The organism is Dyadobacter fanqingshengii, assembly GCF_023822005.2.
Taxonomy (GTDB): Bacteria; Bacteroidota; Bacteroidia; order Cytophagales; family Spirosomataceae; genus Dyadobacter; species Dyadobacter fanqingshengii.
Map to the genome: position 1 here is coordinate 1,960,747 of NZ_CP098806.1, position 19,557 is coordinate 1,980,303.

General features: G+C 46.7%; 15 protein-coding genes. 4 read left to right on the forward strand and 11 right to left on the reverse strand.

The window, feature by feature from the left end:
- Positions 1-18: 18 nt before the first annotated feature.
- The 9 genes from NFI81_RS07975 to NFI81_RS08015 all read right to left on the reverse strand — a co-directional run bounded on the left by NFI81_RS07975 (position 19) and on the right by NFI81_RS08015 (position 9,689).
- Entirely contained in the window at positions 19-993 is a 975-nt protein-coding gene (locus NFI81_RS07975) for an ABC transporter permease (RefSeq protein ID WP_234613036.1), read from the reverse strand.
- Complete coding sequence (locus tag NFI81_RS07980; RefSeq protein ID WP_234613035.1) at positions 990-2,510, reverse strand: sugar ABC transporter ATP-binding protein; 1,521 nt, start codon at positions 2,508-2,510, stop codon at positions 990-992. The genes NFI81_RS07975 and NFI81_RS07980 overlap by 4 nt, the downstream gene beginning before the upstream one ends.
- Before the next feature lie 17 nt (positions 2,511-2,527).
- Entirely contained in the window at positions 2,528-3,157 is a 630-nt protein-coding gene (locus NFI81_RS07985) for a DUF2291 domain-containing protein (protein WP_234613034.1), read from the reverse strand.
- Positions 3,158-3,159: 2 nt separating this feature from the next.
- On the reverse strand, positions 3,160-4,113 hold the full coding sequence (locus tag NFI81_RS07990; RefSeq protein ID WP_234613032.1) for a D-ribose ABC transporter substrate-binding protein: 954 nt from the start codon (positions 4,111-4,113) through the stop codon (positions 3,160-3,162).
- A gap of 39 nt (positions 4,114-4,152) precedes the next feature.
- Positions 4,153-5,562, reverse strand: a complete 1,410-nt coding sequence (locus NFI81_RS07995; protein WP_374759457.1) for a DUF1593 domain-containing protein — start codon at positions 5,560-5,562, stop codon at positions 4,153-4,155.
- An 84-nt stretch (positions 5,563-5,646) separates the two neighbouring features.
- A complete protein-coding gene (locus NFI81_RS08000) occupies positions 5,647-6,621 on the reverse strand; it encodes a transketolase family protein (RefSeq protein WP_234613030.1) in 975 nt (324 codons plus the stop codon).
- Positions 6,622-6,642: 21 nt separating this feature from the next.
- Positions 6,643-7,476, reverse strand: coding sequence for a transketolase (locus NFI81_RS08005; RefSeq protein ID WP_234613029.1), 834 nt, complete (start codon positions 7,474-7,476; stop codon positions 6,643-6,645).
- A 14-nt stretch (positions 7,477-7,490) separates the two neighbouring features.
- Entirely contained in the window at positions 7,491-8,903 is a 1,413-nt protein-coding gene (locus NFI81_RS08010) for an L-fucose/L-arabinose isomerase family protein (protein ID WP_234613028.1), read from the reverse strand.
- Between the two features lie 18 nt (positions 8,904-8,921).
- Complete coding sequence (locus NFI81_RS08015; protein ID WP_234613027.1) at positions 8,922-9,689, reverse strand: DeoR/GlpR family DNA-binding transcription regulator; 768 nt, start codon at positions 9,687-9,689, stop codon at positions 8,922-8,924.
- A 221-nt stretch (positions 9,690-9,910) separates the two neighbouring features.
- Here NFI81_RS08015 and NFI81_RS08020 point away from each other — a divergent pair, with 221 nt between their 5' ends.
- From NFI81_RS08020 to NFI81_RS08035, 4 genes are all read left to right on the forward strand, one after another.
- Complete coding sequence (locus tag NFI81_RS08020; protein ID WP_234613026.1) at positions 9,911-11,695, forward strand: PA14 domain-containing protein; 1,785 nt, start codon at positions 9,911-9,913, stop codon at positions 11,693-11,695.
- A complete protein-coding gene (locus NFI81_RS08025) occupies positions 11,689-13,638 on the forward strand; it encodes a plastocyanin/azurin family copper-binding protein (RefSeq protein WP_234613025.1) in 1,950 nt (649 codons plus the stop codon). The genes NFI81_RS08020 and NFI81_RS08025 overlap by 7 nt, the downstream gene beginning before the upstream one ends.
- A gap of 61 nt (positions 13,639-13,699) precedes the next feature.
- The gene (locus tag NFI81_RS08030; protein WP_234613024.1) at positions 13,700-14,506 is read left to right on the forward strand and encodes a Fic family protein; all 807 of its coding nucleotides are present in this window, start codon (positions 13,700-13,702) and stop codon (positions 14,504-14,506) included.
- Positions 14,507-14,543: 37 nt separating this feature from the next.
- Positions 14,544-15,299: a 3-keto-disaccharide hydrolase gene (locus NFI81_RS08035; RefSeq protein ID WP_234613023.1), complete on the forward strand. Its 756-nt coding sequence runs from the start codon at positions 14,544-14,546 to the stop codon at positions 15,297-15,299.
- Between the two features lie 12 nt (positions 15,300-15,311).
- Here the strand turns inward: NFI81_RS08035 and NFI81_RS08040 are convergent, their stop codons facing one another.
- Positions 15,312-18,059 (reverse strand): alpha-d-galacturonidase, encoded by a 2,748-nt coding sequence (locus tag NFI81_RS08040; protein ID WP_234613022.1) that lies wholly within the window; start codon positions 18,057-18,059, stop codon positions 15,312-15,314.
- A complete protein-coding gene (locus tag NFI81_RS08045) occupies positions 18,056-19,495 on the reverse strand; it encodes an alpha-L-fucosidase (RefSeq protein WP_234613020.1) in 1,440 nt (479 codons plus the stop codon). The genes NFI81_RS08040 and NFI81_RS08045 overlap by 4 nt, the downstream gene beginning before the upstream one ends.
- Positions 19,496-19,557 lie beyond the last annotated feature (62 nt).

The following is a 19,557-nucleotide window of genomic DNA, read 5'->3' on the forward strand; positions in this document are numbered from 1 at the left end:
TGCAGCAGGATTTAGGAATCAATCGTTTTTAGATCCTGATTTGTCGATAATTACGGCAATCAGGATAACCAGACCTTTCACCACTTGTTGCCAAAAAGGCGACACATTGAGCAATACCAGGCCATTATTAAGCACACCAATAATGATCGCACCCTGAACCGTCCCCAAAATGCTGCCCCGGCCGCCAGACAGCGAAGTGCCGCCGATCACGACTGCCGCAATGGAATCCAGTTCGTAGCTTATGCCTGCATTAGGCTGTGCAGAATCAAGACGCGAAGTTACCATAATTCCCCCGACAGCCGCTAACGCACCAGCAATCGTGTAGACAATTATTTTAACCTTATCAACCTGAATACCAGAGAGTCGCGAAGCACTTTCGTTGCCGCCGATGGCATAAATGTAACGTCCGAGCCGGGTTTTATTGGTGACAAAAACGGCGACGGCTACAACGACCGCCGATATCCAGACCGGAACGGGAATACCCAAAAACCAACCCGTTCCAAAATATAGAAACGTGTCCCCCAGCCCGCTGATCGGGAAACCTTGCGTCCATAACATGGTGAGACCGCGGGCAACCGTAAGCATGGCGAGCGTTGCGACAAACGGTGGCACATTGAACTTGGTAATGGTCCAGCCGCTGAATGCGCCCATGGCAGAACCTGTGAGCAGCCCGGCGAGAATAGCGCCTAAAATCGTAAAGCCAATGTAAAGATTGCTATCCGGCAGTTCGATGCCGTTTTTCAGCAAACCGGCTGTTATCGCGCCACAAAGTGCTAATATTGAGCCAACTGATAAATCAATTCCGGCGGTTAGCACGATCAATGTCATGCCTGTGGAAATGCAAATGTTAACCGAAATCTGTCGCATCACATTCCAGAGGTTTGAGACGCTGAGAAACTTGTCCGACAAAATACTCAATCCCAGACACAGCAGAAAAAGCGCGATGAGGGACTGGAAACGCAGTAATTTGGATCGGTCTAATGCTATGTTCATGCTTTTATTTCAAAATTGGATTGCGGAATTGCGGCCCGCAAAATGGAATCTTCGGTGGCTTCGTCGATCGTAAAACCAGCTGTTAATGCACCTTCCGCCATGACCAGAACCCGGTCTGAAACCGCCAGAATTTCCGGCAGTTCGGAAGAAACGACTACGATGCCCAAGCCTGCTTCGGCCAGTTTAATGATCAGTTTGTAAATCTCGTTTTTGGCATTGATATCGATCCCGCGTGTGGGTTCATCGAGCAGTAGCAGCTTGGGTTTTGTGGCCAGCCACTTGGCAAGGACAATCTTTTGTTGATTTCCGCCGCTCAGGTTTTTTGCTTTTTGGGTTTTGGAAGATGTTTTGATTTGCAGCTCGCCAATGTATTTGTCAGCCAGCGCCACTTCTTTCGCATCGCTTAATGTGCCCAGTTTTTCAAGATCAGGCAGTGTAGTGAGGCTAATGTTCGTTTTTACATCCAGACCAAGGACTAGTCCGTCTTTTTTGCGGTCCTCGGGAACGAGCGCCAGTCCGGCTGTGATGGCTTCGGAGGGAGAAGCACATTTCAATTCTTTGCCTTCCATGGAAATGTGCCCGCTGACGCCCGAAGCGTGCAGACCGAAAATGGTTTCCAGTAATTCAGTCCTACCGGCGCCCATTAGTCCAAAGATGCCGACGATCTCACCCTTGCAAATTTTGAATGAAATGTCTTTCAAAAGATCTTCTTTCGGTCTGACGGGATGTTTTAATGTGAGGTTATTGACTTCCAGCAATGTCTCGCATTTTGCCGCGCCCGTGCTTCTGCGCATGATTTCAATTTTCCTTCCGACCATTTTCGCAATCAGCTGGTCCTGTGTAATGCCCTCCATTCGCCCGGATTCAATGGATTTGCCATCTCTTAGCACCACATAATGATCCGCGATGCGGAACAATTCGTCCAGCTTGTGAGACACGTAAATGATCGCTTTTCCTTCGTTTCTGAGGTTTTCAATAATATCAAAAAGCAGGTCCACTTCGCTGCCTGTTATGGCGGAAGTTGGCTCGTCCATAATGATCAGTTCGGCGTCTGTGAGCAGTGATTTGGCAATTTCTACGATTTGCTGCTGTCCTACTTTCAGCTTCACGACCTGCGTTTCGGGCTTCACTTTGAGTTTGAGCCTGTCGAGCAGCTCCTGCGTTTTTTTGCGCATCCGGTTTTTGTCAATCGTCCCGAACTGCGTGAGCATTTCTCTCCCTAGAAAAATATTTTCTGTAATGGTCAGATATGGGATTAAATTGAGTTCCTGGTGAATGATCGCAATGCCTTTTTGCTGCGCGTCTTTCGGGCCGGCGAACTTGACGGGCTCTCCTTTTAAATGAATTTCACCTTCAAAATCCTGGTAAACGCCCGAAAGAATCTTCATCAACGTGGATTTCCCCGCACCATTCTCCCCGATCAACGCTGTGACTTTGCCAGCTTCAATGGAAAGGCACACGTTTTCAAGCGCAATAACGCCCGGAAATCTCTTCGTTATGTTGTTAACTTCCAGCACTTTGAAGACGTTTTGATTTACAAATTCCTTATTTTCAGGCTGATGGGTATAATTTCAATGTTATCCAGCTTCAAATGTTCCTGATTTAGTTCAATGGCCCCGGCAAATTCGACCACATCGCCTTGTTTCACCTTTGATTTAAAAGCCGGGATCACTTTTTCCCTGATGATTTCGTTGATTTCCGCCGAAACATTGTTGAAATCCATTGAGTTGGAAAACGCATTGATATCGATCGTCCCGGAAGCATCCCGCACCGCATTACCAAAAACATATTCAGTAGCAATGCGCATTTCGGGTTTTTCTCCGTCAGATTCTAACTTGATAAGCACTTGATTTTCTTCCACATCCGTCACTTTCCCTGTGCCTTTGATCAGGAAATATTTAATGTTCCCAATGCCTAGTGCGTGCGCGTGATCCTTGAAAGCCTTGTCTTTATCTGATCGCAAAAGCGACAAAAGTTGTCCGGCCTCAGCGGATTTCGACAAAGACGGCGTCAGCTTTTTGTTCCAGAATTCTTCCGCATATTTGGCCGCATTGAAAGAAGCAGTTCCCGCTTTCACCTCATCCAGCCTTTTGAAATACACCGAATGATAAGCCAGAAAAGCCACAATCAGCAGGAATACACCATATCGGACCATTTTCTTCATTACTATTCCTTTTTGCCGTAAGCGGCGTAATTTTCTATGTTATCCTTCACGACCAGCTCCACAGCCACCGGCATTTTCTTCGGAAAATCGCGTTTGCCTTTAAAATATTCGTCGGCAAAGTTGGCAGCCGTTTGCGCCATCACTTCGGGGAACTGCATGCCGGTTGCCATGATTTTGCCGTCCTTGATGGAATTGACCACATCTTCGGCTCCATCAAATCCAAATACTTTCACCTTATCCGCTTTTCCCGCTGCGACCAGAGCCTGGTATGCGCCCATGGCCATGGCGTCGTTGCCGCAAAAAACTGCATCGATGTCGGGCTGCGCCTGTAAAATAGATTCCAGGACTTCCATGGCCTTGTTTCTGTCGAAGTCCGCGCTTTGCTGGGCCACCATTTTCAACCCCGGATAATGGTCCACCACGCTGTGAAAACCCTTCGAACGGTTCCAGGTGTTGTTATCGCCCACCATGCCCAGAATCTCGACGTATTTGCCTTTTTTATTTAATGTTTCAACAAAATATCTGGCAATCGCCACGCAGCCAGAGTAACTGTCGGAGAGAATTTGCGAAGTGGCGGCTTCATTGGAATTCACTTCCCTATCCATGCAAAAAACCGGCACGCCTGCTGCCGTGGCATTTTTTACATTTACTATGGAGCCGTCCGCGTCCGTCGGATTGAACAGGATCGCGTCATAACCGCTCGCCATCGCATTCTCGAAATGGTCTGTTTCCAGCGATGTATTGTTCTGAGAATCAAAAACTTTTGATTCATAACCCAGCTCTTTCGCCTTCGCCTGCGCCCGTTCCGCCAGAAACACAAACCATGGATTATTGAGCGTAGAAACCACGATTGCCATTTTCTTTGGCTCTTCGGTACCATCTTTGGACTTGCAGCCCGCGAATGCGAGTGCCAAAATCAGGCAATAGAGGATATGATGTGCTTTTCTCAATTTCATGTTGGATCTGGTTAATGTAGACTCAGCAAGTCTGTCTCATTACTCAGGATAAACCGTTACGATCACCCGCTGATATCTGGTCAGCGCCGGAACGCCTTTGTCTGTCACGGCCAGGATAATGTGGATCGTTTCCGGTTTCTCAACCTTAGGAGCCGTAAAAAATGTGCTTTTTGCCTGCCAGTTGTTGATTCCCAGCGGATCTTTCTGGTTATAGGAACCAGGCTCAGGATAATAAATCCATTGGTAAGTAAGCTCATTTCCATCGGGATCTTCCGAACCTTCCGCGCTTAATGTTACCTTTTCGCCGGTTTTGGCTTTAATGGCGTTTGCGTGTTTTAATGCTGCTTTTGGGGGATGATTTGCCTCTTTATAAGGCTTGATCGTCCAGTCCATGCGCGCTGCAAAATCGTTTTGAAATGCTTCCCGCCATCTCCATAATGTAGCCTTGTTACTCGTGTGAAATGCGCTATCGACGCCTTTCACTTCGTCCATTGCATCCGTGTAGATCGGACGGGTTTCAGGTTCGTAAAAATATTTCAATGTGTGTGGTGTGTATAATTCATAACGACCGCCCCAGCCGCCGAATTCGGGATGTTCGGGATCATTTAATCCATTGTTGACCAGCCCTAAAAACGAGGGTGTGTCACCTTCCATCAGAAACTTTGTAAACGGATATTCTGCGCCTAACGGACCGTGGTTACGCACGTTTTCATCGAGCCAGGGATTGTCCACAATGGTAAAATTGGCACCAACAAACCGGCCATGAAATTTGTCGCCGCTTATGCCCGACCACGTTGCATAGTGGTAAGCGCCTGCGGCATGGTAACCAGGGCTGCCTACGTAAAAAAGGTCGGGAAAATTTTTCCGGATCCATGGGCCTGTATCATCCTGATCCGAAATGGTGTACATTCTGATTTTAGACACAAACTTTTTGAGATCTTCCGGCGACCGCGTCATTTTCACTTTCCAAAGCGCTTGCGCGAGACAATTCGCCCCACCCCAAACCGGAATCCAGACCGGCCGCTCATCTTTTTTGTCAACCACCTTAATGATCCATTCCGAACCTTCCGAATCCTTTCCCTTTCCAACCGCATTCATGCCGAATTCGGGAAAACTGCTCTTGGTAATGCTTAGTAAATATTCCGTTTCAGGATAGCCTTTTTCGTGCAGCAACAGGTTATTCCTGACTTTTCCGTAAGCATTGATAAGTTGCTTGATCTTTTCAGGAGCGATCCTTTTTTGCTGGTGAATGGAAGTTGTTGCAATCAATCCTTCCACATCCCAATGATTCGAATAAGTCAGGAAACGCACCATGGACTGGGTGTCATCGGGTTCATTTTCAATGTCTGTCAAAATCAAAACCCGGTGCTTTTGAGCGACGGGCTGGGCGCTTGCTTGTGAAAAAACCAGCGCCAGCGCAGCCATTGCAACCTGTCTTGACAATTTCATAAAATATTCCCGATTTACCATATTTGAAAGAAGCTGCTTATTTCCTGACTAATCCCGTAAAACTTTACCCTTAACTGATTTTATTTATTCACCCAAAAGGGCAAGTGCGGTTTGCGTAATCCCATCTTCCGAAATTCCGTAATGATTGAAGATTTCCTGCTGTGAACCGGTCACCGTGTATTCGTCTGGAATACCTATGATTTTGAAACGGTTACGGAAATTATTTTGGATCAAAAAAGAAGCGCAAGCCTCTCCTAACCCGCCGTAAACGCTGTGTTCTTCCACGGTAATGATAGGTTTATCCGAAGCGGCAATTTCAGATAAAAGATTGTAATCCAAAGGCTTAATGGTGTGCATACTCACGACTGTGGCGGTGAGATTAAACTCCCGTTCCAGCCTCTGCGCTGCGCGACAGGCATGTTCGACGGTTTCGCCGGTTGCAATGATCGTCAGGTCTCTTCCTTCACGGATTATGCGGCCTTTTCCGATTTCAAATGATTTATCCGAAGACAGCAAGGGCATTGATTTTTTTCCAAAACGAATGTAAACCGGCAGATCGGTTTCTGCTGCGAGTATAACCGCCTGTTCCGCTTCAAAATTGTCGGCCGGAGCCACGATAATAAGATTATTAATGGTCCTTAAAACCGCAAAATCGTGCAAACTGTGATGCGTGGAGCCTAGTGCGCCATAACTCACGCCTGCGCTGATCCCAACCAGCGTGACCGGATTATTGGAATAAGCAACGTCATTTTTGATCTGTTCCAAAGCGCGGGCGGTCAGAAAACAGGCCGGCGAAACGGCAAACACTTTCTTCCCGGTCGAGGCGATTCCAGCCGCAACTCCTACGAGGTTTTGCTCCGCAATGCCTACTTCAATGATCTGATCCGGGAATTTCTGGCCAAAAGGAACAAGCTTTCCCGACCCTCTCGAATCGCTGGTTACGACAATAATGTCCCTGTCCGTCTCTGCGAGCAGCTGCAAAACGCTGGAAAAAACTTCCAGGTTCGTCTGTTGCGCAACCGCAATGTTTTCAATAGTCGCATCCACAATGCTGTCCATTTTGATTATAAATCCTTCTAACTATGCCGAGGCCAGCGTTTCCCCATGCAGATCAAGCTCCTGCACAGCATCGGCATATTGCTTTGGATCGGGCACGCCATGGTGCCATTTCAGCTGATTTTCCATGAAACTGATGCCCTTACCCTTTATCGTATGAGCAATGATCAGGCTCGGCTTGCCCTTCGAAAAAGGCAGCGAATCGAATGCTTCTTTCAATTGTTTGATATCATGCCCGTCCACATGCCGCACTTCCCAGCCAAAAGCCTCGAATTTCTTGTCAACAGGATCCGTATTAAGCACATCGGCCGTTGGTCCTGAGATTTGTAATGTGTTTTTATCCAAAATCGCGCAGAGATTGTCAAGCTTGTAATGTGACGCCGACAATGCTGCTTCCCAGTTAGAGCCTTCCGGCAGTTCGCCGTCGCCCAAAACCGTGAAAACGCGGTAACTTTTTTTATCCAGTTTCCCAGCAATGGCAGTGCCTACGCTTAGCGAAAGTCCGTGGCCTAATGCGCCCGTATTTTGCTCAACACCATGCACTTTGCGCGTCGGGTGTCCGATATAATGGGATTGATATTGACAAAGTGTGTCCAGGTCGGATTCGGGAAAAAAGCCTTTGGAAGCCAACACCACATATAATGCTTCCACGGTGTGTCCTTTACTCTGAATGTAACGGTCGCGGTCGGGGGATTTGAAATCGGATGCATCAATTTGCATCGTGTGGTTGTAGAGCACATTCAGGATATCAATACACGACAGGCTGCCGCCGGTGTGCCCGGCCTTGGCCTGATAAATGTATTTGAGGATTTTCTTCCGGTACTCCACCGATTTCTGCGCTAACTCCTTTTCGGACATGATTTCCCTGACTACTAATTATCAAAAAGCTGGACTTCCCAGCCCATATAATTGCCTAATGCTTCTTTAAGAATGCCTGCTGTTTTTGAAGCATTCATCACAACATGGTGTTCAAAACCATTGCGGCAGATGTACTGCATTAAATTTTGCAGGTTCGGGATTTCGGCCACAGCCCGGTTACCAAATGTTTTCAATGTGTCATCGGTAAGCCTGCCTTCGCCAATGTAAGCCTTCATCACACCGCGCGGATCGTCCGTACTGATGCGGCCAAATGTAAGCGGCATAGCCGGCGTGCGGCCCGACAATGCGCCATACGTATTTTCCTCCCCGACAGAAGTTCCTAAAATCGGCGCGGTGCTGATCTCAATGTCCGGCAAAAAGGATTTTGCCCAGTTGCCACAATGGAAAAGCACACATTTGTTATCGTCGTTCGCGTAATTGTTATTCCAATCCACGAGTGCGCTCGGCGAACCGGATGCCAGTTGTAGCGCATACATGCTCAACGTGCCGGTTACATCCACTTCACAGCCGCTCGGGAGCATATTTTCGCTCATAATGCTCATGCTTGTGCACACATTGCACCCGTAATTTTTCTGCACCGAAGTCCAGCATTGAATGGCCGTAGCGTCCAGCGCGTTTTCCTGCATAAAATCAGAAAGAACGACGTCCAGCTTCGCCATTTGAATCAATGCTGCGTCGGGCGTTCGGCCTGTGGACGCATAATCCCGGATCCTTTGCAGCCGCTGCTGCACGCTTGCATCCTGGGCAGTGAGCTTGTTGGCATTGCCCAGGATTTCCGAAAGGTCGACCGTCACAACGGATATACCGTTTCTTTGCAGTATTTTCTCGCTGTAACGGACTGTGTTAAATCCTCCCGGACGCGCGCCAATAGCACCGATACGCACATTACGCAAACCTTTGGTAACGCGGCATACGGCTGTAAAATCCAGCAGATCTTTCACAAAAGTGGGATCTGAGGGATGCACCACGTGTTTGGTCGTGAGTGTATATTTTATGCCAAATTGATACAAATTATTACAAGCAGAAATCTTTCCGCACCACGAATCCCTGCGTCTGGCCACATCCAGCTTGTCCAGATCGTCGGGGTAGCCCTGCACCAGCACTGGCACATTGAGTTCTGCCAGTTTTAATGTCTCCGCAATGCCTCTTTCGTCACCAAAATTGGGCAAAACGACGAGTACGCCGATGATTTCGTCCCGGTGTCTCCGGAATAAAGCTGCACATTTCTGTGCGTCCTGAAATGTCTCTACACCGCCCAGCTTGGTATCTTCGGTGTCGAGCATAATGCTGTTGATATTCAGTTTCGCCAGGAGATCAATGATTTCCACTCTCGCTTCCGCAACCAGCCGGTCCGGGAAAAAATCCCTGTTTCCAATGATGACGCCAATGCTTCCTTTTTCGCTCATGTTGAATTTTTTGCTTCTTTATCCAGCTATAATCAATTCAATTTCATTGTCATGAAACAGCTGCTTATGTTTTTCTTCGATTCCGGCGTCGGTAATCACATAATCGATCAGCGATAGCGCCCCTAAACTGGCAAAAGCGCTTTTGCCGACTTTCGTGGAATCTGCCACCAGGTAAGTTGTATCTGCCGCGTCGATCATTGCTTTTTTTACCACTAAATCACTGATACTCGGGTAAGTAAGTCCTGATTTTAGTGATAATCCTGCCGTTGCTAAAAACAGTTTTTGCACATTTAAACCTTTGAAAAAATCTGCCGCTTTCTGTCCTGTGAGCGACAATGTTGGTGGCTTAAATTCGCCTCCCGTCATAATTACTTCAATCCCCGTTTCAGCGCCGAGCAGTAGGGCAATATTCAATGCATTTGTAATCACAGTCAAATGCCGGTTGCTTCCTCTCAGCTTTTTAGCAATCTCCGTTGTCGTCGATCCTGAATCCAGGATAATGGTGTCGCCGTTGGCAATGTATTCCAGGCATTTCGCTGCGATCAGTTCTTTTTTGTCCAGATTTTCCTGGTTAGCCAGTGAAAAGTTGCGGACCTGATCTTCTACATTCTTCAAAAAAGCCCCCCCGTGTTCTTTGGTCACCAATCCATCCTTCTCCAGCTTATCCAGGTCCTGGCGGATCGTCACCTCCGTTACTTTGAAAAGTTTGGCAAGGTCAATCACTTTTGCCGAACCATCTTCTTTGAGCAATTCAAGTATTTTGTCCCTTCTCTGATTTGCGAGCATTATGTTATAGTTTGTAGTCCTTATGGTTTTTACCTAAAAATAGAAGGAAAACAGTTAAGTAATTGTATCAAAACAAAAAATAAACATAAGCACCATGCAAATAGATAGATTTTACTTATCAAAAGCAAATTTGCGAAAATAAAAGAAAATAAAAAATAATAATTGAAAATAAGATACTATAATTGTAATACTATTTCCCGGTAAGTGAATACTGTACCTTCATGATGCTTTTTCAACAACTATCTAAAAAGCTGGTTGCCGCAGCTTTAATTTTTTACGCACCGATCGCGCTCGCACAACCTGGCCTTGAAAGCCTTCCGTTTGATACATTAGGTCTGGAAAATCTGGATCAATTCAGCAATGCGAACCCCAAAAACTGGCACATTACCCGTAATGTCTCCGCTGATCGAAAACAGATCGGAAACCTTACCGAGATAAAGGGAAACGGAATTCTGGTGTATCAACCCACACAAGAAAGTCAGCAGCTTGCTTCTAAATTGGAGGTCGGTAATGCGGATATTGAGCTTGATTTCCTTTTATCCAAAGGCGCCTCATTTTATGTGACGCTTCATGATCGCTATGCAATCAAAATCACGGATGATTGGATGAAACAGGTGAATCCAGGCGCGAAAGCCCCTGGCCTCTGGCAACATTTGACAATCCATTTCAAGGCTCCGGTTTTGGATAAAAATGGAAAAGAAATGCAATCTGCACGGTTTGAGAAAATCCTGCTGAACGGTCAGAAATTCGTGAATAATGCTGATCAGGAGGCTGTTATGGCACCTCAAAAAAAAACCGCAAACAAATCACTGGCGTTTATCGGAAAAGATCTTCCATTTGCCATCAGAAATATTCGACACAAAATTTACCAGGCAGATCTGATCCGCATTTCAACTACGAATTTCAAGGTTTATCAAGGTCTGCACAAAAACCCTGACACGCTCGCGACCCTTCAACCCAAACGCACAGGCGCTACCGACACGCTTTCGCATTGGGTGGGCGACCGCAAATCCCAGCTGGTGATGGATGGAACAATAGAGATTCCGCGCGACGGTGATTACCTGTTCAAAATGATCGCCGGTGGTGGCGCCTGGTTTTTCATTGATGAGAAACGCGTTATTGACAATCGGGGAACGCGGGATTTTGAACGCGCTTTTTATGCTAAACATACCCTGAGAAAAGGAAAATATCCGTTCAAAATTGTTTATTCCAACTCAGATGAATGTCTGGTGTTACATTACGAAGGCCCGCAAATTCCATGGCAATCACTCACAACGCCCGCTTCCGTACGTGTGAGCGAACATTTTGAACCTTTGGAATATGAAGTAAAAAACAAACCGGCCATGCAACGCGGGTTTATGATGCATCGCAATAAAATCAACCCATACACAGCCTCGGTTGGCATTCCATCACTGACTTCTGGAAGGGAAAAAAACGGAAATAATTACGCTTACGATATGAAGCGCTACAACGTGCTGGCGGCGTGGCACGGGCGGTTTATTGATGTTTCCAATATGTGGACGGAACGCGGCGAAAAACAGCTGGAAATCCCGCTGGGCGCCAAACTCGAATTTTCACAAAAACCGCTTCTTGCCTCATTACCATCACCGGAAGCTCCGTGGCCGGATTCCGCACAAACCGCGGACGGCGTTTTCAGCGCACGTGGTTACAGACTGATTAGTAATGGATTACCTGTCTATTTCTACACATTAAACGAGACCCGCATTGAGGATCATCTACATCCCGCGCCGGATAATGAAGGTTTGACAAGAGAAATCAAAACTGCTTCAAAACCGGGAAAAGTTGCTTATCTCTTACTAGCCGAGGGAAGGGTAATCGAACAAACGACCCAAGGCGGTTATGCGGTGGATGATAAGAATTATTACATCGAAAATCTGCAAACGGGAAGCATAAAGCCCATTCTGCGGAGGGATAACGGGCGCCAGCAACTTATTCTCCCAATTCAAAACGAAACGCTCACGGTTAAGTACGACATGATATGGTAAGGTTTGCGATCATTGCTTTGTTCTTCCTCTGTGCGGCAAATTCTTTCGCTCAGCATATTTTAGAAAATGAAAGCAAATATTACAAAATAAATACGGTGCCGGTGCCCGACAGCATCATGCTGGAAGTGGGCGGACTGGCATTTACCGGCGATGACAAACTGGGAGTCGCCACGCGGCGCGGCGAAATCTGGGTGATTGATGATCCTTACCAGAAGAAAAGCCAGACGCTCCGCTATTCGCTCTTTGCGAGCGGTTTGCACGAACCGCTTTGGCTCGCATACAAAAAAGGCGCTTTTTACACCACCCAGCGCTCCGAGCTTACTAAAATGTCGGACAGCAATGGCGATGGATTGGCTGATCTTTTCCAAACCATCTACTCCTGGCCGATCTCGGGAAATTACCACGAATATTCCTACGGACCATTGATCCTGCCCAACGGCGAAATGCTGGTTACGCTTAATTTGTCCTGGGTGGGCCGCGGCGAGAGTCTTACCAAGTGGCGCGGGTGGATGCTCAAAATCACGGAAGGTGGCCAAATGACGCCGTTTGCAACGGGCATGCGCTCGCCGGCTGCATTTGGGCTTAATGCTTCCGGAGACATTTTCGTGGCAGAAAACCAGGGCGACTGGATAGGATCAGGCCGGATCACGCACTTACAAGCAGGCGATTTTGCCGGTCACCCGGCAGGGTTGAAATGGTCAGCTGAACCCGGTTCACCCATTGATCTGAAACGCTCCTCATTTGCTGATTCAATCGGCATCATGTATGACTATGCTCAGGGAAAGCCCCATTTCAAGGTGCCGAGTATTTGGTTTCCGCATACCGTGATGGGTATCTCCACCTCTGCGATTGTGTCCATGGATTCGGACGAGGCCGGGCCTTTCAAAGGTCAGTTATTGGTTGGGGATCAGGGTCATAGCAAGATTATGCGTGCGTTTCTGGAAAAAGTGAATGGTCAATATCAGGGCGCTTGCTTTTCGTTTCGAGAAGGCTTCGCTTCGGGCATTTTGCGGATGGCCTGGGGAAGTGATCATTCTCTGTTTGTCGGCATGACGAGCCGCGGCTGGGCGTCTACGGGAAAAGATCTTTTCGGTCTACAAAGATTGATTTTCCCAAAACAATTTCCCCTGGAAATCAAGGCTATGCGCATTACAACAACCGGTTTTGAGCTTGAATTTACCAAACCTGTAAACAAAATTATTGCCTCAGCCACAGAAAATTACAGCATAACTGGTTTCACTTACAGCTATCATAAAAAATATGGCAGTCCGGTCATCAACTCAGGGGCTTGTAATGTAAGCCAAGCCGAAGTTTCGGAAGATGGAACCAAAGTAAAATTGACCGTAAACGGGCTTCGAGCGGGTTACATTCATGAATTGAAAATCGCGAATGTTGCAACGCAGGAAGGCGAAAAATTGCTTCACCCGGAGGCCTACTACACCATCAATGCATTCCCGGAAGGCACAGACCACGCGCACCATAACATGGCGCACACACAAGCGCTCCCGACAGCAGCTGGTTGCGGAAATGATCCTTCCAAATCAGTCCACGAACAGCCCGCTGACTGGAAAAGAGGAGCCGAAATAACGATCAACATGGGCACCAAGCCGGGACTAAAATTTGACAAGGAAATTCTGGAAGTAAAAGCTGGCAGCAAAGTGAAGCTTGTGTTCAACAACAACGACGATATGCTTCATAATCTGGTCGTTACCGCGCCGGGAAAAGGCGAAGAAGTTGGCCAGAACGCCATGGATATGGGCCTCAACGGAACCAATGCCGGTTACATCCCCGACTCAAAATCCGTGTTATTCCACACCTGTCTCATCCAACCCGAAACCTCCCAAACCATCTTTTTCACCGCCCCAAAACCTGGCGACTACCCATTCATTTGCAGCTTCCCCGGACATTCGTTTGTGATGAAGGGGGTGATGAAAGTGCGGTGATTACCGTCGAATCGGGCTTAATCTATTTTGTTAACCTAAAAAGATTAGCCAAATTGCAATCATGGAGCTATTGGAAAAGTTAACGATTCATTATCAGGAAATTACGAATCATGTAATTGATTACGAGAAGTATAACCTGTACGCAATATCTCATCATTCTACTGTCATTGAAGGAAATACATTAACCGAAACTGAAACACAAATATTCCTGGATGAAGGGCTGACTGCACAAGGCAAACCGCTTATTCACCATTTAATGCTGAAAGATCACCTCGAAGCGCTACAATTTGTTATCGAAAAAGCCTCTGAGAAGCAGGATTTGAACATTTCCTTTATCAAAGAAATTGGGTCGCTGGTCATGAAAAACACCGGGACGGCCCATAACACAGCACTGGGGACTTTCGACAGCTGCAAAGGCGACTTTCGACTCTTGAATGTTTCGGCTGGTATCGGTGGCAAAAGCTATTTGAATTACAGCAAGGTTCCGGCTGCTATGGAAGCGCTTTGCGCGGAATTTGGTAAGAATTTGGGAGCTGACCTCTCATTAACGGACATTAATGACCTTGCATTTTTGCTCCATTATCAGTTTGTTACAATTCATCCTTTTGCAGACGGAAATGGGAGAACAGGGAGGTTGCTCATGAACTTTGTGCAAGCTTCTTATAACAAACCTTTAACAATGATCTCATCAAAAAATAAGGTCGGTTATATAGAATCTCTCGTGCAAACCAGGAAACAAGAGAACATTGAGATTTTTCTCAATTTCATGCGCGAGCAGCATTTGGCTTACCTGAAACAGGAAATTGAACGCTTGTCTGATACAACCCCTCCAAAGAAAAATTTCAGAGGATTGGGATTGTTTTTTTAAAACGCAATCTCACATACTTCATTTTGATTCTCAGAAAATGAATTACAAACTATCCATTGCCGTCTTTTCTGCAACACTATTCACAAGGATCATTAGTTTTTCACAAACCCTCCCACCCGCTTCTGCAACCGAAGATTGGTCAACAAAGCCGCCGGTGGTTGTTCCTGCGGAAAGTGCGGAGTTGCCGCCTTCGGATGCTGTTGTTTTATATAGCGGGAAAGGGGATTTGGATCAATGGGAGCATTTGGATGGGTCGGCAGTGAAGTGGGAGATTAATGCGGAGGGCATGATGATTGTTCCTAAAACCACGGACATTCAAACGAAGCAGAAATTTGGCAGTGCGCAGGTTCATGTAGAGTGGAAAACGCCAGACCCGAAGGAAGACCAGGGAATGAACCGGGGTAATAGCGGCGTGTTCTTGATGGGACTTTATGAATTGCAGATCTATGAATCTTATAATTACGAGACGCGGATTTATTACAATGGCCAGGCTGGAAGCGTGTACAAACAACACATTCCACTGGTGAATGCAGCACGTAAACCGCAAGCCTGGCAAAGCTTTGACATTATATTCAATGCGCCGGTTTTCAATGCAGATAAAACACTAAAAACGCCAGCCTACATGACCGTTTTGCACAACAATGTGCTCATTCTCAACCATGTTGAGCTGAAAGGTCCGATGGTTTATCAAGGCTTTCCCAAATACGAATATCACGAAGCGAAAATGCCATTGCGGTTGCAGGAACACGGCAGTCGTGTCAGTTTCCGCAACATTTGGATCAGGGAACTGTAGGTTACATTTTCGTTATTCGAACAGCCAGTCCAGCGCCTTCCCACCTTTGTTCGCAGCATCGTCCGCTTTCAGATCCTGCACGGCGTCTATGAAACCCAGCACAAGCACTTTGCCATGTCCGAGCGTCAACACATTTTCGCCGGCCGGAAACTTGTAAGTATGCACATTGACGTCCGGCAGTCCGGAAAACTTCAATGCACCCGCAAGCCTCACTTCGGCCTGACCGAAATCATTCGCGCTGGCGTCCGTTTCCAGATTTGGTGCGCTCATAAATGTCGTGCTCTTATCCTGAAAATAGCCCACCAGCACTTTAACCGGTTTTTCACTTTTGAACTTTATAATGGTTTGACCTGCTGTTTGTCCCGCCGCATCCGTCCGAATTGCCTTGAAAGGTTTCAGCACATCGGCCAGCTCGGTAATGGTCGATGCCTCGTCGGTAAATACTTTCTGTCCTTTTTCCAGCGGAAAGGTTTTTAAGCCATTGCTCATCAAAGTGACCTCTGCCGGTTTCAACGCAAGCCTCTCCGCGGCGCCGACATTCCCCGCTTTCAATTTATTAACATTGTTTTTGAAATTGGCTAATTCCTTTTCGTAGTATGGCAGCAGTTCCACCCAGGTTTTATTCTTCCCATCGTCCCCGCCCACGGGCACACGTCGCTGTGCAGTTTGCATGCTGTTGGCATACAAATAAGTGTTTTTGGTAAGATCTGCCAGGCGTTTGAAATGCGCTACACTTTTTTCGATATGCGGGACAGCTGTTTCCAGGTCAGTAATATCATTGGAATATTGGTATTTCAACACCAAGGCTGCGGCTTTTACTTTTTCGGCGAAGAAATCGGCCAGTTCCTGGTTGCAATACACATCATTCTGTACGCGGTTAAACTCTTCTTTATTCTTTGTCACATGCGGCGCTGCTTTATCAATAGCCGCAGCGGCCAGCTTTCCATGCCCGGCAACCTCATTAATGATCTGCACCGGCGTTTCTCCAACGTGTTTTTCACCACGGGATTCTTTTTCAACATATTCCGTAAGGGTCTCACCCTCAGGTCCGTCGGAATTGTAAAGCTCCGGCCAAACGCGATATTTTTTGGGATTGACAAGCTGGCTCATGGTCATACCCAACGTGAGTGTCTGCCGGTTTCCATTTGTAATGCCAAACCTCCGCAGAAGCTTGGGTGCGATTTCGCCTGTCTGCTCATAAGCTTCCAAAACCTCCTTCCCGTGTTCGCCTATGCCAAAATCATTACCCATTTGCTGGGTCCAGAAAGATATTTCCTCATTCCGGTCGCGGCGGCAATTCCATGCATAACGCGCCCAGGCTTTGTACCAAACCCAGTCTCTGTCCATTTGAAGCTGTCGTGGCGTTACATTGTCTGCCGAAAACGGCCAGTCCCAGTATGACGCTTCTGGGTATAAATGCAGTCCATTTGCCCCGTGCACATCATGCATGGCCTGCACACTTTTTTGGATGAAATCGGCCGAGCCGTAACGAAAAGGCTCCAAATTTGCCAGGATATGCACATTATCAATGTGCGTAGAACCCAGCTCGCTCATTTCCTTATGCATTTTGGCCCATGGTCCGCGGGGCTGGTAAGTGGTTAAAGCCTCGCCATTATATTTGTTCATAGTATACAAATTCTTATAGAGCGGCAATGCGGCTTTCATGACCAACTGGGGGTTTGTATCGTGCCCGCGAAGCACGATGGGTGGCTGAACCGTGTTGTTCAATTTCGCCAAACCGTCCTTTACACCCGGAATAATGGTTTTTGTAAACCATTCTACATCCGATTCGTCGCCTTCCATAGCCTCGCCTAGCGTGATCAGCAATCCTACATTCGGATATTTTTCAACAAAAGCGGCGATGGATTTTTTGGTATAATCGGCTATTAAAGGCGTAATGGGCCGCTTTCGGTCCTGTGTTTTGATCCCGTGTTTTTCCGCAAAAGGTTTTGAAACAATGATATTATAAAACATCTGGATCACCCAAATCCCGCGTTTATCAGCTTCCTGGGTCAGAAAACTAAAAATCTCCTCATTTTTCCTGAATGTCTCATCGTCTACTTCAATCGCATAAGGATAATCTTTCAATTTGACCAGCGAGGCAAACGGATGACCGTTCCATAAATACAGCGAATTCATCCGATTTTCGACAAGCATATCCAGATACCTGATCCACAACGCTTTGTCATAAAACCAGGGGAAATTTTCCGGTGTGTAGGGATACTCATAAACCGTGCGGCCAGGCAGGTAAAATGGCTTTTGTATGCCGATGCAAGTGCCACGCAACACCATTTCCGGTTGATCTGAAACAGCCAGGTTTTCGGGGATCTTGCCTTCATTTTTTATACGTTCAGCCAAATCCAAACAACCATATAAAACGCCTGACGCATCCGAACCCGCGAGGATCAATTTGTTGCCTGTTGTCAAAATTTGGAATCCTTCCTTTCCCGGACTTTTTGCCCGTGCCTTTGGCAAGTCTTTCATGAGCATTTCCATCAGTCCATCGGTGGACAGTCCAATAAAAATGGTTTTCACTTTCCTGGCCGGTGGCATTTTGGCTTTTTTCGGCAACATTGTCACTTCGAAACCATTTTGCCTGAGCATATCTGATAATTTCCCTGCACCAAAATCAATACGGGCATTGGATGCTCCGGCCAGGTAAATGTTTATTTTTTTACCTTCTGAATCATTGGATTTGGCTTCGCTCACTGATGCAAATGCTACCAGTAAAAAAACGAGGATAGGGCTACACTTTTTCATTCCGTCTCAATTTTAAAAACATAAGCAATGTCCGAGGGAACACGTGTTTTTGCGGGAACCGTGATTTTCAGACCGTCGGCCGTTAATGTGTTTTGGCATTTCACCAGATTTTTTAAACCGAGCAGATTAACATTAGTAACCTTCCCATCCAGGTTCTGAGCTGTCAACTTTTTCAATTCGATAGCCACATTGTCACCAGGCCAATCCAGAAATATTGCGTAAAGCGTCTTTCCTTTTTTGGTATAATAAACCTTTTGATTGGCGGCCGTAGTTTCACCAAAAACACTAAACGGACGGGTGTCATAAATCGCCTCGCCAAACGACCACATCCAGCGTCCCACTTTGTAAACCACATCCTTTTGATCGTCCGGGAAAGTGCCGTCGGCTTTGGGTGAAAGATTCAGGAGCATTTGGCCATTTTTGCTAACCACTTCTATCAGGGTATGAATGATCTCTTTTGCGGGACGAATTTCCATGCCTTCGGTATAGCCCCACGAGTAAGAAAGGCCCGTTCCGATGGAATAATCGCACAGCCACGGTTTGTCAATAATGTTCTTTGGGTTGGAATTTTCATGGTCTTCCATGCCTACGCCCGCAGGAATATCCTCGCCTTTATAGGTTACAATCACATCCTGCTTGCGTTTTTCCGCCTCGTTGAAATAATGGGCGAGATAGGTCTGCAGGTTTTTTTCAGGCACTTGTTCCAGCCAGGCGTCGTGGTAAATCACATCGGGATGATATTTGTCGATCAGCTCGTTGCATTTGTCCATCCACATCTGATCCCACTCTTCCTTTTTCATGGTCGAGCCGTAAAGTTTGGCGTATTTCGGATCTGAGCCTGCCCAGCCGGGCTTCATTTTCACATTGGTATAATTGAGCTCGTGATGCAGTGAGGTAAAGAATTTCATCCCACGCTGACGGATCGATTTTTCCAGTTCACCAACAACATCTCTTTTCGGTCCCATATTTTTTGCATTAAATGGCGTTAAGTCGCTGTCCCACATAGCAAAGCCATCATGATGCTCGGCAACCGGACCAGCAAACCGCGCACCGCCTTTCACAAACAGATCCGCCCATTCGTCTGCATTGAAATGTTCGCCTTTGAACATCGGGATAAAGTCGTGATAATCAAATTTTTCCAGCGGCCCATATAGCGCAAGATGGCGCTTGTAAGTTCCCAATTTGGAGTAATCCGGACTATCATTATGCATATGCTGAATGTAATGCTCATTATTATAAGCCGGCACCGCATACACGCCCCAATGGCAATAAATCCCAAATTTCGCATCCCGCATCCACTCCGGCACTTCATTATGCGTTTCGAGCGAAGGCCAGGTTGGCTGGTAGGTTTGCTGGGCAGAAGCCCGCGGACAAGCTGCAAAAACACCAAGAAACAGTAGAAAAACAATTTGATACATTAAAAAATAAAATTTCATTTTATGAAACGAAGTTTTGCATTTTGAAAAAATGTTTGATATTTGTGTGACATAAAAACACA

What these genes read in the sequence shown, in the direction of transcription:
- NFI81_RS07990 (WP_234613032.1), bottom strand. Translation starts at nt 4,113, where the DNA reads ATGAAATTGAGAAAAGCACATCATATCCTCTATTGCCTGATTTTGGCA.
- NFI81_RS08035 (WP_234613023.1), top strand. Translation starts at nt 14,544, where the DNA reads ATGAATTACAAACTATCCATTGCCGTCTTTTCTGCAACACTATTCACA.
- NFI81_RS07985 (WP_234613034.1), bottom strand. Translation starts at nt 3,157, where the DNA reads ATGAAGAAAATGGTCCGATATGGTGTATTCCTGCTGATTGTGGCTTTT.
- NFI81_RS08005 (WP_234613029.1), bottom strand. Translation starts at nt 7,476, where the DNA reads ATGTCCGAAAAGGAGTTAGCGCAGAAATCGGTGGAGTACCGGAAGAAA.
- NFI81_RS08020 (WP_234613026.1), top strand. Translation starts at nt 9,911, where the DNA reads ATGATGCTTTTTCAACAACTATCTAAAAAGCTGGTTGCCGCAGCTTTA.
- NFI81_RS08010 (WP_234613028.1), bottom strand. Translation starts at nt 8,903, where the DNA reads ATGAGCGAAAAAGGAAGCATTGGCGTCATCATTGGAAACAGGGATTTT.
- NFI81_RS08030 (WP_234613024.1), top strand. Translation starts at nt 13,700, where the DNA reads ATGGAGCTATTGGAAAAGTTAACGATTCATTATCAGGAAATTACGAAT.
- NFI81_RS08045 (WP_234613020.1), bottom strand. Translation starts at nt 19,495, where the DNA reads ATGAAATTTTATTTTTTAATGTATCAAATTGTTTTTCTACTGTTTCTT.
- NFI81_RS07975 (WP_234613036.1), bottom strand. Translation starts at nt 993, where the DNA reads ATGAACATAGCATTAGACCGATCCAAATTACTGCGTTTCCAGTCCCTC.
- NFI81_RS07995 (WP_374759457.1), bottom strand. Translation starts at nt 5,562, where the DNA reads ATGAAATTGTCAAGACAGGTTGCAATGGCTGCGCTGGCGCTGGTTTTT.
- NFI81_RS08040 (WP_234613022.1), bottom strand. Translation starts at nt 18,059, where the DNA reads ATGAAAAAGTGTAGCCCTATCCTCGTTTTTTTACTGGTAGCATTTGCA.
- NFI81_RS08025 (WP_234613025.1), top strand. Translation starts at nt 11,689, where the DNA reads ATGGTAAGGTTTGCGATCATTGCTTTGTTCTTCCTCTGTGCGGCAAAT.
- NFI81_RS08000 (WP_234613030.1), bottom strand. Translation starts at nt 6,621, where the DNA reads ATGGACAGCATTGTGGATGCGACTATTGAAAACATTGCGGTTGCGCAA.
- NFI81_RS08015 (WP_234613027.1), bottom strand. Translation starts at nt 9,689, where the DNA reads ATGCTCGCAAATCAGAGAAGGGACAAAATACTTGAATTGCTCAAAGAA.